Here is a 16,552-nt window from a genome sequence, read left to right as displayed (position 1 = left end):
TACCGCATCGCGGTCTCACTCGTGGCAATTCTGGTGTGCTTCGGGATCCAGCTGCTCCTCAACGCGGTGGATTCGGACGCTGATGCGCTGCTGGTTGGCGCGCTGGTAGGGCTGTGCGTTTTCATTTTCTCGCGCGCCATCAAGCTCCACGAGGCCGACGACGTCTTCACCGGCGGCATGAAAATGATGGCCCTCATTGGCTTCATCATGATCAGCGCCCAGGGCTTCGCGAATGTGATGAGTGAGAGCGGGCAGATTGAACCACTTGTGAACGCCACCGCGGCGATGTTCGGGAGTAATAAGGCGATGGCCTCGCTCGCCATGCTGCTTGTGGGGCTGCTGGTGACGATGGGGATCGGATCGTCTTTCTCCACGCTGCCGATTATCGCGGCGATATACGTGCCCCTGTGCGTCACGCTAGGATTCTCCCCGCTGGCCACCGTATCGATTATTGGCACGGCGGGCGCGCTGGGCGATGCCGGTTCACCCGCTTCGGACTCTACTTTAGGGCCGACGGCGGGGCTCAACGCCGATGGCCAACATGACCATATCCGCGACTCGGTCATCCCCACCTTCATCCATTTCAATATCCCGTTGCTCATCGCGGGTTGGATTGCTTCGCTGGTGCTGTAGCGCAGCGGGGTTGGCTAGCAGGTATTGGTTCTCACATGGTTTGAGTGGGAATTCCGGGGCTGGCGTAGGCCCGACGCGGATATGGCAAGAGTGCCTGACCGGTATTTCACCTGGTCAGGCACTCTATTTCGTGGCGGGGAGAGGATTTGAACCTCTGACCTCCGGGTTATGAGCCCGGCGAGCTACCGAACTGCTCCACCCCGCGGCGACTTTTCTACTATACGGGCTTCCTGGGGCAAATGCAAGTGTGGTCTTGATCTCCTTGGTATGGGTATGTTGTGGGGGTGAAAATTTATTCGAGACGAGAGGCTTTATAGTGTGAATTTCGCGAAATTGAGTGGTATAAGTAAACTAAGAAAAGTCAAGATATGCACATAGCTATGGGGGCGCGGTGAAGCTGCAGCATCTAGAAGCCTTTGTTGTGGTGGCAAGGGTTGGGTCGATTAAAGAAGCGGCAGTTGAACTGAACTGCAGTCAACCATCGGTCACGAAGCAAATTCGCGAATTGGAAAAGACGTTGGGTCAAGAACTTCTTGACCGGTCTGGGCGCGGAATTCGGCTTACTCCTGTAGGTGTACTGTTCGCCGGAAGAGCCCGAGAGATTCTCAGCTTGTCGCGGCGCACGGTCGAAGAGTTCAGTATGTTGCACGGTGATATTGGCGGGCATGTGGTTATAGGCACTGTTGAGAGCGCCGCTGTCGTCGATGTTGCTCGGGCAATTAAATGTGTGCGGGATAAGCATCCTGGAGTCGGTGTTACGCTGCGTCGGATACGCAGGGAAACCATTCTAGAAAGGCTCGCGAGCAATGCACTTTCTTTCGCTATCGTTCCGGATTCCTGGGATCTAGCGGGATATGAGAGGCTTCCCTTGTCAACGCGGGACCGGTGGGGGATTTTGGTTCCCGCTGCGTCTTCTCTTGCGGCTAAGAAAGGTGTGAATGTGGAGGACCTTGAAGGCCTTCCGCTCATTTGCCCGGATGATAGCGTGGGTCATCGCCAGTTGGCTCGGTGGCTGGATGAGCACAGCGATCAGTGCCGGGTTATTTATGACGTGGTCTACCACGCGCCACAATTGGTTGATGCCGGGGTTGGCTATGCGATTATCAATGATTGTTCTGCGGGTAGGTGCTCACCTCTCGGTCTGGTGTTCGTTCCGTTAGTGCCAACCACGGACTCCTCCACGAGTCTCGTGTGGGATCCGAGCCGTGCACTCACGCGAGTGGAGCTAGCATTCCTGGAAGAGGTTCGAGGTGTCTGCGCACAGGCAATCCGGTGACTTGGTGGGCGTCATTACTGCCGCGAGCTTCATTCATGGCAGTTCCATTGTGCAGCGCGTGGCGTAAATATGGTTCTAGCGTCCTGAAACGGTGGGGCGTCCTGGAAATTAAGAATCATTCCAGCTTTTAATGGAATAAATATTAATAGTACAAATAGTTCTAGCGTTTTTATCGAATGGACGAAGTCTGGTGCAATGGTGCGCTAACTCGGCGAAGTGCAGCCGATCACTAGTTATTTACTTCACAGTTTGCCGGGAAATTTCTTAGAAAACCATGCTAAATGGGTAGAAAGTCCCCCTCTTTGGATGGTGTGGGTGTGTGAAGTTCCAGGTCAGAGTTGTAATCGTCCGATTAATAAAATGTCATTAATCGCGAAATTGCAATTTATAGTTATGTTACGATTCTGAATGATTTAGCTGGTGTGGCGCGTTACTTATTGTGTTTTGGTGATGCTCAGGCGCATCTCCTTCACAAAATTCACCTAAGTGGCGATATGCGCACCCGCAAGTCATCCGATTATCTACCAAAGGAGAAAAGATGTCTCACTACACGGGGGCGCCTAAATCGGCACCCGGCATTTTCACTCCGGCTGGCACGCGAACGCGGGGGGGGGGGGGTACTCTCCGCAAGAAACTGTGGGCCGGTCTCACAGCCGCAGCGTTGTGTTTGAGTCTCACCCCCACATATAGTGCGCCTTCTGCACAGGCGTATGAGTTACAACGTTCGGACGGCAAGCTTGGTGAAATTAAAGGTTCGGTTTACGGCCGAGTTTTCGTAGACCGAGTGGACAATATTGCCACGTTCGATAAAGGGGATGAAGGTCTGCCTGGCGTAAAGGTTTACGCGCAGTGGGTTGACTTTAACAATAAAAAGCTGAAGGGTGCTGTCTCGCCGGTTTATTGGACCGAAACTAAAGCTGATGGCAAGTACTCAATTAAACTTCCAAACTGGACTGACGCTCTAGGTGTCGAACATGAATGGAGGGCGCAAGCCGGTCAGGGTTTGCGGATCTGGGCTGATAATCCCGATAAAGCTAAGTACGTTAATTCGTTTGTCGAATCCGACGGTGTATTTGTTAACAACGGGATGACTCAGCGTTATGTGGGCACGTGGAATGCATGGCCGCAGTCCGCCGCTGAAAACATGAATATCTCTTATCAGGAGCGTCCGAAGATTCAGGAAATGTTCCCGGATGAGAGTACCTGGAGGGAAACGACTAACCAGGAAAATGGCGGCTACGTTAACGGAAGCGTTTTTTATGATCAAAGAAACTACTTTGGTGCTCCGAAGGCTGTCCGCAATTTCCAAGACGGTTTCGGAGATGTAGCGGTTCCTGGGGTTAAGGTTGTTGGTACCTACGTCCAAGACGAGGTTGCGCGCCGTTTCGACACGTGGAAGAGCGAGCACAGAGGTTATACCCGCGAGCAATTCAAGGTCGCTCAGCGCGAGATTATGGCGAAATATAAGGAAGAAACAGGGAAAAGCCCGTGGGCTGAAACCGCTTACGCCATAACGGACGCTCAGGGCTCGTATCATATCCAGTTCCGAGGCCTTTGGGGTGACAGTTACACCTTTAAAGGCATCATGAAGAACGGGACACACGGTGACCTTGTTCCGGAAAATGCGACGAATGCCTCGTGGCTGAAGGGGGACTTTGGCTCACGGCATGTTAATGTCGCGTATATGTATGTTGCCCCCGTGTTGCCGGAGGGCGTGGGTGGAGCGCTTGATAACTTCCCTGACAACATGTTCGGTCCTGGGGATAAAGTTCCGGACTATGCAACTCTTGGTGGAATGAGTGATCTCCACAACCAAGATTTTGCGCTCCGTATGGAAGATCGCGATTTCCAGGTTCTTGAGTACAACCAGACAGATAAACCAGCCGCGCCGGGTGCTACTGTGCAGACAAAGGCCACTGGTTTCGTGCCGTCGAGTGGTCACGAAATCGTGTGGACTGATTCTGAAGGTAACGAGGTTCATAAGTGCATCTCGACCTCCTCGAATCTGGGAGTTGTGAATTCCTGCCCCTTGACCGTTCCGGCTGATCTTGACCATGACGAAATCTATACGGCCACGATCTACCCCGAAGGTTCGCGTGATACTGCGCTAGCAAAGGACGCATTCGCTGCAAAGCCAACTCCTGAGTACAAGCACACCTTGGTCGACCTCGATACGACCGAAACTGTTGCTTCCCCACTCCACAAGGAAAATGGTACGAAGCCTCGGGATGCGAAGTATTCGCCTCTGGATGACAATGCAAAGATCCCCGCGGATCTTTTGGCTGATGTTGACCAGTCCAAGGTAAAGGTTGGCCAGCAACCTTGGGCGACGGTTAACGAGGATGGGACCATCTCGCTCGCTCCGACCAGGGGGCAAGCTGAACCGGGTGAATATCTTGTACCCGTCAAGATGACGACACCCACCGGGGAGAAGATTCTCCTTGCGCCGATTACTGTGCGCGATCCGAACGCTGATGCCGATAATGATGGCACTCCAGATCTGAAGGATCAGTGCCCGTCTGTTGCTGGGCCGGCTTCTAATAATGGTTGCCCGGCTTGGGGTGATGGTGATGGTAAGCCTGGCTCGGATGTGACGCTTGCGAAGGATCCGGCTAATGGTCCGATTCCGGATACTGCTACGTGTGAAGCTTCCAATGGTGCTACTTGTTCCTTTGATGGGGACGGCAATGTTGTTGTGAAGGTTCCTGGTGACGCTACTCCGGGTACTGAAATCACCGTGACCGTCAAGGACGGCGACAAGGCCTTCGATACTTCTAAGGTAACGGTTACCGAGCCGGACAAGCCCATCTGGAATGACGGAAGCAGTAAGCCGGGTGTCCCGGTTGATATTCCTAATACCGGCGGGCCGGTACCTGACGGTACAACGGTGGAAGTGAACGGTCCGGGTACTGCGACACTCAATCCTGATGGTTCGATCACGGTTACTCCGGATCCCGATGCGAAGGATAAGGACGAGGTCGTCGTTACTATCAAGGATCGGGATGGTAAGGAACTGGATACCGTGACTGTGACGGTGACCGATCCGGATACCGATGGTGACGGACTCACCGATGGTGAAGAGAAGAAGATCGGTACTGATCCGAAGAACCCGGATACCGACGGTGACGGCATCAATGACGGTGATGAGGTCAATGGCACCAAGAATCCGTTCAAGGATGACAAGTCTGACCCGAACGGTAAGCCTGGTAATACCGATCCGCTCAACCCGGATACTGACGGTGATGGACTCACCGATGGTGACGAGGTGACCGGTGCCAAGAATGGTGGCAAGGCGACCAACCCGAACAAGGCCGATACCGATGGTGACGGTATCAACGACGGTGACGAAATCAAGAACGGCACCGACCCGTTGAACCCGAACGATCCCGGTAAGCCTGCGCCGAAGCCCAAGAAGGTCAAGAAGACTCTTCAGGTGACAGGTGCAACGAGCGTCGGTCTTGCCGGCACGGCAGCACTCCTGCTGCTCGCCGGTGGACTCGTGGTGACGCGGCGCCGCAAGGCATAAGCTGCTGAACTAATCGCATAACACAAGCGAGGGGCTGGTAGAGAATCCTCTAGAGGATGATCTACCAGCCCCTCCTTGCAGATGAAGCCGCTCGCACGAATGACGAAAGCGACCTCCGCCACGGCCCAGGAAATGCCCGCCTGCATGCACTACGCTGGTGATGCCGCGGTGTGGCACGGCGGCTTCCCTGAGATTGAAAAGGTGGCTCGTCATGTTTGAGACACTGCGCTGCGCCCGCGAATGGACGTTACGCCCGGGCAGCCTGCTGCGTCGCTCGCTGGTATGCCTCATCGGCGTGATCCTCACCGCCATCGGCATCACCATGGCCCTCAAAGGTCACGCCGGCGTGGATCCTTTCACGGCCCTCCTCCAGGGCGTCAGCCACGTGACGGGCCTGTCTTTTTCCTGGGTGGTCCCGGCGGTCAATATCGCCCTCATCGCCCTCATTTTCCCCTTCGATCACAAAGTCTTCGGGCTGGGCACCGTCCTCAACTTCACCCTGGTCGGGGTACTCGTCACCAGCTTCACCGGCATTCTCGATTCCATCTACGTTTTCACGTATTCCATCCCCGGGATGCTCGCCCACCTCGCGGTAGGGCTAGTTATTTTCGCGCTCGGGCTCTCGCTCTACATCACCCCGGATATCGGGCAGGGCGCCGCCGACTGCATCGTCCCCGTCCTCCTGCGCCGTTTCCCGGGCCACTCCTACCGCACCTTCCGCGTGGCCCAGGACTTCATCGTGGTCCTCATCGCCCTCGCACTCTTCCGCTTCGACCTCAGCAGCGGCGTGATCGGCATTGGCACCGCGATTATGGCGCTGGGAATTGGCGTCGTCGTCGATTTCTTCAACCGCACCGTCGCGTACCGCCTGGTAGGTACGACGACGCCCTACACGGCCCGCCCCGCCCCCGCTATCACCGAGGAATAAAACGCGAGGTCAAAGCGAGGCCGCAGGCGCTGGCGCCGTCGTCGTTATGTTTGCGCCTAACCCTACGCACACCGCACCGACTCCTACGCGAACCACCTCCGCACCGCGGCTGTGATTTCCCGGTCGAAGGCATCATCGGAGTGATGCGCCGCGATCCACTCGCGGAAACTCCCGCCGCAAGCCGCATCCAGATCCGCCCGGCACTGCGCGGTGCGGGTAAGAACCCTGGTGAGCATGGCCGCGGCGGCCGCGGTATCGCCATCCGGATAGAAGAAGGGATAGTGCTCGGGCAGCAGGGCGCGGGCCCAGGCTACGTCCGGGAATACCCCGAGCGCCCCGGCGCCCAGCGCCTCCACGTAGGACAGCCCGTAGGATTCCTCCGCGGCCGTGGCCAGGAACGCCGTGGTATGCGCGAGAGCCTCGTAATACGAAGTGCGGGTATCGGTGAGCGGCCCCACGTGCATCCACGGCAGGCGCGAATACGTCATGGCTTTCTCGGAAACCAGATGCGCTTCGTGCAGGCGCATCTCCACCGTGAGCGGGATAAGCTCACGCACCCGGGTCAGCACATCCATAAAGAACTCGGGGCGTTTGCGCGGGGAAAGGTAGATCGCGGGGTAGAGCACCACCGGGACGTCCGGCTCGTGCCGCTCCTGCACGTGATCGAGGCGGAAACCGAGATTCACCCACCCCAGCTTCAGGCGCCCGGCCAGCGGCGGCACCGTCCACTTATTGACCATCTCGCGGATCTCCCCGGCGGTGCGCTCCGAATTCGCGAACGTGGGGAAGAGTGCGCAGGAAAGCGCCACCGGGGCGATCTCTTCCGCGCTTTCCAGGGTGGACACCGGCAGCCACACAAAATTCATAAGGCGCGGGGCGGCGTGGCCAGCCTTGCGTAGGCGCTCCCACAGGGCTGGAGTGTCATGCACGTCCATGGTGATAACCACCGTATCCGGGGCAAGATCTTGCGCGGATGCTGCCGCCGGGTCAAGAACCGCGGCGCCCGGGTCAAGAACCGCGGCGCCCGGGAAAATACGCAAGAGACGCCGCAGCAGGGTGGCGCCGGCATCCTGGCCGACTATATTTCCTTCCGGGCTGAGCTGCGCGCCGGACCAGTGCACGGCGATATTCATGCCAGGACTCCCTTCTCGGGTTCAGAGGTGGGTTCAGAGGTGAATCCGGATCCGGGTTCGGATTCTGATGCGGATGCAGATTCTGATGCGGATGCGGGCTCGTCCAGCAGCGGATCCTCCGTGGAGGCCTGGATTCGCATGCTGTAGAAGGAGCGGTAAATAAAGACGAGCGCGAGGGCCCCGAAGCACACCGCCAGGCCGGTGACCACCGCGGTGAGATTCTGGGCATTGAGGCTCACGGCCAGCTCCACGGCGAGCAGGCCGAAGAGGGTGGTGAACTTAATAATCGGGTTGAGGGCCACCGAGGAGGTGTCCTTGAACGGATCGCCCACGGTATCACCCACGATGGTGGCATCGTGGAGCGCGGTGCCCTTCGCGTGCAAATCCACCTCCACGATCTTCTTCGCGTTATCCCAGGCCCCGCCCGCATTCGCCATGTAAATAGCCTGGTAGAGGCCGAAAATAGCGATGGAAATGAGGTAGCCGATGAAGAAGTACGGCTCGATAAAGGCGAAGGACAGCGTGGCGAAGAAAACCGCCAGGAAAATCGTGAGCATTCCCTGCTGCGCGTACTGGGTACAGATTTCGACGACGCGCCGCGAGTCATCATGGGAAGCCCGCTCCGCATTCTTATCCAGGTGGATGGAATCCTTGATGAACTCCACCGCCCGGTAGGCCCCCGTGGTCACCGCCTGCATCGACGCCCCGGAGAACCAGAAGATCACCGCACCCCCGCTGATAATCCCCAGCAGGAACGGGGCGTGCATGAGCGACAGCATCTCGATCCCGGCGGTCAGCCCGCCGGTCAGCCCGATAATAATGGAGAAAATCATCGTGGTGGCACCCACCACCGCGGTACCGATGAGCACCGGCTTGGCGGTTGCCTTGAAAGTATTGCCGGCGCCGTCGTTCTCCTCCAACATGAGCTTGGCGCGATCCCACTGCGGCGCGAAACCGAAACCGGAGCGAATGTCGGCGTCGATATCAGGAAGGGCCTCAATGCGGGAGAGCTCGTAAACCGACTGGGCGTTATCGGTCACCGGCCCGTAGGAATCCACCGCGATCGTCACCGGTCCCATGCCCAGGAAACCGAAAGCCACCAGACCGAAAGCGAAAACCGCCGGCGCTAGCATGAACTCGCGCAGGGTGGCATCCGCGATCACGAATGCCCCGGCCATGAGCCCCACAATGGTGATACCCAGCCAGAAAGCGGAGAAATTCCCGGCCACCACGCCGGAGAGAATATTGAGGGAAGCCCCGCCCTGGCGCGAACTTTTCACCACTTCACGCACGTGCCGCGAGGTCGTGGAGGTGAAGACCTTGACCAGCTCCGGGATGAGCGCCCCCGCGAGAGTCCCGCAGGTGACGATCGTGGCGAGCGCGAGCCACAGTGCGCCGTCGTGCCCACCCAAAACGAGCCAGGAGATCCCGTACACGCAAGCAATGCAGAAAATCGAGGTGAGCCACACGAGTGAACTCAGCGGTTTTTCGAAATTGAGGGTGGTGGCCTGCGCGTAGCGGGTCGCGGCCAGGCGCGCATTGAGCCCGTAGGCCAAGGCCGAGGCGATAATCATCGCCACCCGCACCGTGAACACCCACACCAGCAGGGTGGCTTGCAGCGCCGGATCATGAACGGCCAGCACAATAAAGGTCACCAGCGCCACCCCGGTCACCCCGTACGTTTCGAAGCCGTCCGCGGAGGGGCCCACCGAATCCCCGGCATTATCACCCACGCAATCGGCGATAACACCCGGGTTCCGCGGGTCGTCCTCATCAATTTTGAACACGATTTTCATGAGGTCGGAGCCAATATCGGCAATCTTCGTGAAAATACCACCGGCGATGCGCAGGGCCGACGCCCCCAGGGATTCCCCGATGGCGAAGCCAATAAAGCACGCCCCGGCCACATCCGCGGGCAGGAACAGCAAAATGACGAGCATCATCAGCAGTTCCAGGGAAATGAGCACCATCCCGATGGACATCCCCGAACGCAGCGGCACCTGGTGCAGCGGCAGCGGGCGCCCGCGCAGCGAAGCGAAAGCCGTGCGCGCATTGGCCAGGGTGTTCACGCGAATCCCGAACCACGCCACCGCGTAGGACCCGCCCATACCCAGCAGCGAGAACGCCACCACAATCGCGAGCTTGCCCCACGTGAAGCCCACGAGGAACTTGTAGTAGACCACGATCACCGCGGTGATGAAGGCCCAGAGCACCAGCAGGAATCGCCCCTGCTTGACCAGGTAGGCCTTGCAGGTTTCGTAAATCAGGTCCGCGACCTCGGCCATGGCCCGATGCACCGGAAGCTTACGCAGATTCATATACGTGATGAGCCCGAAGCACAGTCCCAGCACGCATACCCCCACCCCGATGAGGAGGAGCAGCCGGCCGGAAACCCCGCCCACCGCGCTCACGCCCGACAGGTCAGGCAGTACGATATTTGCTTCACCTCCGTGCACAGTTGCCGCACCGGCGGGCGCGCTCGCGGATGCGGCGCACGAACCTAGGGCAACGGGAGCCAGCGCGAGCGCCCCGAGCAGGGGGAGCAGCCGGCGTGGACGCGAGGTGTTCTTGTGTGTGGATACAGAAAAACAACGTCCCATAATTACCTCGACATAAAATGATGAGGCTCCTTTGCCTCTCTTTCATCCTAGGTCGGCCGGGCGATCAGTAATAGGGACCAGGTACGACGACGCCACACAAGTGTGCGCCACTTTCGCCGCGAGAGGCCGGTCGTCGCCGCGTCTAGGCCCGAGGTCCCACGGTGGGTGGGTCTTTCGGTGCGGGGGCTTTCGGTGCGGGGTCTTTCGGGGTGTCCGGACAGGCACTCTGAGCCGGGCGGGCCAGACCGAGCGCTCTGAACCGGGCGGACTAGATCGCGCTTTCTGAACCGGCGAGGCACTACGTGTTTTCAGAGCTGTACTTCATTTGTCGTACGTTTGAAGTACACCTCAGGAAAAACACCCCGCCCCGCCGCTGCGGAGCTCCGGCTCTGCGGGCGCGCGAGGCGGACTGCGTATGTGGATTGGCTGGGGATGGGGTGAGTCATATCGGTATACCGGTGTTGCAGATGGGTTTGGTTGGCGTAGTGGTACTGGAGAACGTCGGGCCTGACAGAGTGGTACTGCACGACAGAAAATCGGGTATTGGTTGTAGCTCCAGTACCACTTTGTTCGTGATCGCCGCGGGTGCCCTCTCGGAGACCGGAAAATGCATCCTCTCGACCGTAGGTCTTGTGGAAAGCAACGCTATGACGGCGGGGCCCACAGAAAGCAACGCTATGGCGGTAGGTGCCGCAGAAAGCAACGTCATGACGGCGGGGCCCACAGAAAGCAACGCTATGGCGGTAGGTGCCGCAGAAAGCAACGCTATGGCGGTAGGTGCCGCAGAAAGCAACCCCAGTGCATGATTTGGAAAACTTAATGTATTTGCTGTTGCATTTTGTGCGGAGCGGGAAGTGGGGCACATGGAAGTGGGACAAAGCACCGCTCCCCGAACGGCGGACCGAAGTCCGAGGTTCGGGGAGCGGTGTTATTGGCCAGTTTCCAGCCCGGCGCCTCATGCCAGCTCAGCGCCCGGCACCTGTTCAGCGCCCAGCGCCCAGCGCTTAGCAGCAGCCGGTGGAGACATTCTCCTCGTCGAAGGCTGCGCGCTGACGCCAGAAATCACGTTCGGCAAGCGGCGGATGATCGGGGTGTTCACGGGCATGCCGGGCTACGTATTTGTCGTAGGCCGATTCGCCGGTGAAGTCCCGCCACAGGCTGCGAGCATGTGCCGCGAAGGCGCGAAGCTGGGTAATAAACATGGACCTGATCTCCTAGTGCTGGGCGGACTCGGAAGAATCCGCGTCGCTGGCAGAGCCCGCCTTGGCTGCGGGCGCCGTCGTACCAGAACCATCGCCAGAACCATCGCCAGAACCAGCACCCGCACCGTGCGGTGCCGCGCCCTTACGGTGATCGAAACCGGGAATCAACGCCGGGTCGCCCACGACGGCGTATTCCGCCACCACCTTCTTCTCCAACTTGGTCGGGAAGAGCTGGGTAGGCGCGTAGAAGTTGGATTCCTGGTAAGGATCTTCGGAATTCACGTACTTCTTCGCGGTGATAACCCGGATGATCTTGATAATCGCGCAGACCAGCACGAAGGCCACCGTGGCCAGGAAGATGACGGAGAGCCAGCCCTGGATGAAGGTGTTGCGCACAATCGCGGACTGGATACCGATGGCCTCGGTGTCGCCGGCGGCCTGCGCCTTCGCGAGCGCTGCCTTAGCGTTGGTGTTCTGGGTGAAGTACCCGATGGCGGCGTCGGAGGAGAAGATCTTCTGCCAGGACGCCGCGAAGGTGACCACCAGGTCGAAGGCCGCGGCGATGCCCGGGATCCAGGCCCACTTCGCCCAGCCCTTATTGACCACTACCACGGTGCACAAAATAAGCGCCATCGCGGCAATGAGCTGGTTAGCCACCCCGAAGAGCGGGTAGAGGGTTTGGATACCGCCGCGCGGGTCGGTCACGCCCATGAGCAGCAGCGAGCCCCAGGCCGCCACCACGATGGCCGTGGTAATCCACGCGCCCACCCGCCAGGAGGGATCCTTGAACTTGGGCAGCACATTGCCTAGCGCGTCGCCCAGCTGGAAGCGGGCCACGCGGGTCACGGCGTCCACGGCGGAGAGGATGAAGAGCGCCTCGAACATAATCGCGAAGTGGTACCAGAAGCCCATCATGGCCTGGCCGCCACCCACCTGGTGCAGAATATGCGCGATGGCCACCGCGAGGGTGGGCGCACCACCGGTACGTGAGGTGACGGAGGTTTCCCCAACGTCTTCGGCGACCTTATCGAAGGCCTCCGCTCCCACGTAGGTTTTCTCGTTGCCGTTCTCATCCCAGGATTCCCACCGGGCTTCCACCGAATTGCCGTGCGTATCGGTGACCGCGAGGTTTTGCACCGCGGCGGCCGAAAGCTCGGCGCGGTTATCGGTCATCTGCACGATGGCCGTGCCCGCCAGCTTATCGGTGGTGTGCTCGGAGGTATTCATACCGAAGTAGATACCCATGTTGAGGGACGACGCCGCAGCCAGCGCCATAATTGCCACGAAGGATTCCATGAGCATCCCGCCGTAGCCGATCATGCGAACCTGGGATTCCTTCTGGATCATCTTCGGGGAGGTACCGGAGGAAACCGTTGCGTGCATCCCGGACAGTGCCCCGCAGGCGATGGTAATAAAGAGGAAGGGGAAGAGTTCCCCGGCGAAAACCGGTCCGTCTGTATTCGAGGCGAATTCGGTGACGGCCGGCATTTCCACCAGCGGGCGCACAATAAGAATGCCCAGGGCCAGTACCACGATGGTGCCGACCTTCATGAAGGTGGACAGGTAGTCACGCGGGGTGAGGAGCAGCCACACGGGCAGCACGGCCGCGAAGAAACCGTACACAATCATGCACCACACGAGGGTGGTGGGGGACAGGTGCAGGAACGCCTGGCCGAAATCGGATTCCGCCACGTAGCGGCCTCCGATAATCGCACCGAGCAGCGCAATGAATCCAACGATGGAGACCATTGTGATGTTGCCGGGCTGGACGAAGCGCAGCCACAGGCCCATACATACCGCGATGGGGATGGTCATACCGACGGCGAAAACGCCCCAGGGCGAATCGGCCAGCGCGTTCACGCAGATCATGGCGAGCACGGCCAGCACGATCATGAGCATCACGAGGATCATGACGGCGGCCACGGCCCCGCCGATCTTCCCGATTTCATCTACGGCCATCTGGCCGAGGCTGCGTCCGCCGCGACGCATGGAGAAGAAGAGGACGAGCATGTCCTGGACGGCGCCGGCCACGCACACCCCGAAGATAATCCACAGGGTGCCGGGCAGGTAGCCCATCTGGGCGGCCAGCACCGGGCCCACCAGCGGGCCGGCACCGGCGATAGCGGCGAAGTGATGCCCGTAGAGCACCACGCGGTTCGTCGGGTCGAAATCGCGTCCGTTATTGATGCGTTCGGCCGGCGTCGCGTTGGAATCGTCGGGCTTCATAATGGTTTTTTGAATAAAGAGCGCGTAGAAGCGGTAGGCGATCATGTAGGTACAGACCGATGTCACCACGAACCACGCCGTATTGACTTGTTCACCGCGATAGAAGGCGAGCATGTACCAGCCCGCAACGCCGAGGGCTGTTACGAGGACCCACACCGCGATGCGCGGCAGCGTCCACTTCGTATGCGGTTTTGTTCCGACCGGAACACCGTGGCGGTTCCGGATAATATATTTTTCCTCTTCCTCAGAATACTGAGGAAGAGCAGTGTCAGCTGGTGCACTCATAGCTGAAACTCCATTTATAGGGCCGGCGTGGTCCGCGTGGACGGCAGCGCTGGCATCTTGTGCGGATCCTCGGTTGAGTACCCGGGTGGCGTACGCCACCACATCCGATAATAAACGCGTGCAACAGTCTTGCGTTAACTTACGTTGGCGTTACCGGCCCGTTTGTGAGCTAGACCACCTAAATTGTGGCTTGCCGCGATGAAGTGCGACGACGCCGCCAGCTGCCCGCGGGTTGGTTTGCGGCGTAAATGGCTCCCTCGAGCCGTTTTCTCCCCAATCGCAAGATGTAGGGGTGGCGGGCGGCCGATGCCCCTAGGGGTAGTGGTGAGAGTGTATGTATGCCGCGAAACGCGGCCCTGTGAAAATGTGTCACACATCATAAAATGGGCGGGGTGGAGCTGAGAGTGGCGCGACGTCGCCCTTTACGGGGGTGGTGGGGATGCCCGCGGCGCAAAAAACGCGCCCGTGTGGCCTACAAAGCACACCGGTGTCATTCCGGACGACTACTATATGTAGTGTTCGATTTTTACGGAGGCACAAGATGTTGATTGATACCTCAACGACCACGGGGGTAGCTGTTACCAAGCGTGACGGTCGGTCGGTTAGCTTTGACGCCGGTAAGATCTACCGCGCAATCGCGCTGGCAATGAACAGCCAGGGCATTGACGATTACGCATTCGTTGAAGAAGCCACCCGTACGGTGATCGATCATCTTGATGCTGAGAAGCTTGACGTTCCCACCATTCAAACGGAAGTGGAAAACGTGCTCATGGCCTCCCGCTACCCGCAGGTGGCGCGTGCCTATATCGAATACCGCCACGATCGCGATACCGCGCGCGAACAGGCCATGGATATTTCGCGTTCCCTGGATAAGCTCATGCAGCGCGATAAGACCGTGGTCAATGAGAACGCGAACAAGGACTCCACTGTATTTAACACCCAGCGTGATTTGACCGCGGGTGCGGTGGCCAAGGCATACGCTCTCAAGTACCTGCTGCCCCCGGCGGTGGCCAATGCTCATATTAAGGGCGATATCCACTTCCACGATCTGGATTACAACCCCTTCCAGCCCATGACCAATTGCTGCCTCATCGATATTGAAGGCATGCTGCGCGATGGTTTCCAGATCGGCAACGCCCGGGTGGAATCCCCGCGTTCCATTAACACCGCAACCGCGCAGATCGCCCAAATCATCGCGAATGTGGCCTCCAGCCAGTACGGTGGCTGCTCGGTGGATCGCTGCGATGAGGTGCTTGCCCCCTACGCGGAACTCAATTACGCCAAGCACCTCAAGGATGCGCAGCGCTGGGTCGCTGAAGATAAGCGCGATGAGTACTGCTGGGAAAAGACGAAGAAAGACATCTACGATGCCATGCAGTCCCTGGAGTATGAGATCAATACTCTCTACTCCTCGAACGGGCAGACTCCTTTCGTCACCCTTGGTTTCGGCTTGGGTACCAACCGTTTCGAACGCGAAATCCAGAAGGCAATCCTCACCATTCGCATTAAGGGCATCGGGGCCGATGGCCACACCGCGATCTTCCCGAAGCTGGTTTTCGGGCTGCGCCGCGGAGTTAACCTCAATCCCGAGGATCCTAATTACGACGTCAAGCAGCTCGCGCTGGAATGCTCCACGAAGCGCATGTATCCGGATGTCCTCTCTTATGATCGCCTCACCGAACTGGAAGGTGATTACAAGGCTCCGATGGGCTGCCGTTCCTTCCTGCCCAAGTGGGTGGATCCGGAAACCGGTGAGGCCGTGAACGCCGGGCGTAATAACCTGGGCGTGGTCACTCTCAACGTGCCGCGTATTGCACTGCAGGCGCGCGGGGATAAGCAGCGTTTCTGGAAGATCTTTGATGAGCGCATGCAGGTGGTTAAGGAAGCTCTGGTCTACCGCGCCCAGCGCTGCGAGGATGCCACTCCGGAAAACGCCCCCATTCTCTACCGCTACGGTGCCCTGGGTATCCGCGCGGAAGAGGGCGATGAGGATGTGACCAAGTTCTTCCACAACCAGCGTTCCACGCTGTCCATTGGCTACATCGGCCTGTACGAAGCGGCTACCGCGTTCTACGGCCCCGAGTGGGAGCACAATGCCGAAGCAAAGGAATTCACGCTGGATATCGTGCGCCGCCTGAGCGCGTACGCTGACCAGTGGAAGAAGGAGTACCCCTACTGGTTCTCCGTTTACTCCACCCCGGCCGAGTCCCTGACCAACCGTTTCTGCTCCATGGACCGCGAGCGTTTCGGTGCGGTTCCGGATATCACCGCGAAGGATTACTACACAAATTCCTTCCATTACGATGTGCGCAAGAAGATCACTCCCTTCGAGAAGATCGACTTCGAAGCGCCCTACGCGGAGTACACCAAGGGTGGCTTCATCCACTATTGCGAGTACCCCAAGCTGACCCACAACACCGCGGCTCTGGAAGCGGTATGGGATTACGCTTACGATAAGGTGGCCTACCTGGGTACCAATACCCCGATTGATAAGTGCTACGAATGTGGCTTCAGCGGGGAATTCGATCCCACGGCGGAAGGCTTCAAGTGCCCGAACTGCGGCAATGATGATCCCGACCGTTGCGACGTCGTCAAGCGGACCTGCGGGTACCTCGGCAACCCGGTCAAGCGCCCCATGGTGCACGGCCGGCACGAGGAAATCATTTCCCGTGTCAAGCACATGGACGGTCCCTGCGCCTAAGCTCCTCGCGGGCGCACTATCGCAAGGCTCCCCGCACTCGGC

The 16,552-nt window shown here is 58.9% G+C and carries 10 protein-coding genes and 1 tRNA gene; 6 read left to right on the top strand and 5 right to left on the bottom strand.

The window, feature by feature from the left end:
* Positions 1–633 (top strand): Na+/H+ antiporter NhaC family protein (locus tag HMPREF9237_RS00220; RefSeq protein WP_016441693.1); only part of this gene is annotated, 633 nt, incomplete at its 5' end.
* Between the two features lie 131 nt (positions 634–764).
* On the opposite strand, the gene HMPREF9237_RS00215 is transcribed toward HMPREF9237_RS00220, so the two are convergent.
* A tRNA-Met gene (locus tag HMPREF9237_RS00215) sits at positions 765–838 on the bottom strand.
* Positions 839–1,024: 186 nt separating this feature from the next.
* On the opposite strand from HMPREF9237_RS00215, the gene HMPREF9237_RS00210 reads away from it, so the two are divergent.
* From HMPREF9237_RS00210 to HMPREF9237_RS00200, 3 genes are all read left to right on the top strand, one after another.
* Positions 1,025–1,909: a LysR family transcriptional regulator gene (locus HMPREF9237_RS00210; RefSeq protein WP_016441692.1), complete on the top strand. Its 885-nt coding sequence runs from the start codon at positions 1,025–1,027 to the stop codon at positions 1,907–1,909.
* A gap of 538 nt (positions 1,910–2,447) precedes the next feature.
* Positions 2,448–5,435 carry an Ig-like domain-containing protein gene (locus HMPREF9237_RS00205; protein ID WP_016441691.1) on the top strand — a complete coding sequence of 996 codons (2,988 nt, stop codon included), beginning with the start codon at positions 2,448–2,450 and terminating at the stop codon, positions 5,433–5,435.
* Positions 5,436–5,646: 211 nt separating this feature from the next.
* Entirely contained in the window at positions 5,647–6,363 is a 717-nt protein-coding gene (locus tag HMPREF9237_RS00200) for a YczE/YyaS/YitT family protein (RefSeq protein WP_016441690.1), read from the top strand.
* A gap of 83 nt (positions 6,364–6,446) precedes the next feature.
* Here the strand turns inward: HMPREF9237_RS00200 and HMPREF9237_RS00195 are convergent, their stop codons facing one another.
* Positions 6,447–7,496, bottom strand: a complete 1,050-nt coding sequence (locus tag HMPREF9237_RS00195; RefSeq protein WP_016441689.1) for a glycosyltransferase family 1 protein — start codon at positions 7,494–7,496, stop codon at positions 6,447–6,449.
* A complete protein-coding gene (locus HMPREF9237_RS00190) occupies positions 7,493–10,096 on the bottom strand; it encodes a sodium-translocating pyrophosphatase (protein ID WP_016441688.1) in 2,604 nt (867 codons plus the stop codon). Before HMPREF9237_RS00190 ends, HMPREF9237_RS00195 begins: the two co-directional genes overlap by 4 nt.
* A 437-nt stretch (positions 10,097–10,533) precedes the next feature.
* Between HMPREF9237_RS00190 and HMPREF9237_RS09650 the strand changes: the two genes are divergently transcribed.
* Positions 10,534–10,902, top strand: coding sequence for a hypothetical protein (locus HMPREF9237_RS09650; protein ID WP_231366633.1), 369 nt, complete (start codon positions 10,534–10,536; stop codon positions 10,900–10,902).
* Positions 10,903–11,100: 198 nt separating this feature from the next.
* On the opposite strand, the gene HMPREF9237_RS00180 is transcribed toward HMPREF9237_RS09650, so the two are convergent.
* Both HMPREF9237_RS00180 and HMPREF9237_RS00175 read right to left on the bottom strand, forming a co-directional pair.
* Complete coding sequence (locus HMPREF9237_RS00180) at positions 11,101–11,298, bottom strand: YbdD/YjiX family protein (RefSeq protein WP_016441686.1); 198 nt, start codon at positions 11,296–11,298, stop codon at positions 11,101–11,103.
* Between the two features lie 12 nt (positions 11,299–11,310).
* The gene (locus HMPREF9237_RS00175; RefSeq protein WP_016441685.1) at positions 11,311–13,809 is read right to left on the bottom strand and encodes a carbon starvation CstA family protein; all 2,499 of its coding nucleotides are present in this window, start codon (positions 13,807–13,809) and stop codon (positions 11,311–11,313) included.
* Positions 13,810–14,350: 541 nt separating this feature from the next.
* Between HMPREF9237_RS00175 and nrdD the strand changes: the two genes are divergently transcribed.
* Entirely contained in the window at positions 14,351–16,510 is a 2,160-nt protein-coding gene (gene nrdD / locus HMPREF9237_RS00170) for an anaerobic ribonucleoside-triphosphate reductase (protein ID WP_016441684.1), read from the top strand.
* The last annotated feature ends 42 nt before the right edge of the window (positions 16,511–16,552 follow it).

Origin of the sequence: Actinotignum schaalii FB123-CNA-2 (genome assembly GCF_000411135.1) — a bacterium.
GTDB classification, from domain to species: Bacteria; Actinomycetota; Actinomycetes; order Actinomycetales; family Actinomycetaceae; genus Actinotignum; species Actinotignum schaalii_A.
This window is presented reverse-complemented; position numbering and strand designations above follow the sequence as displayed.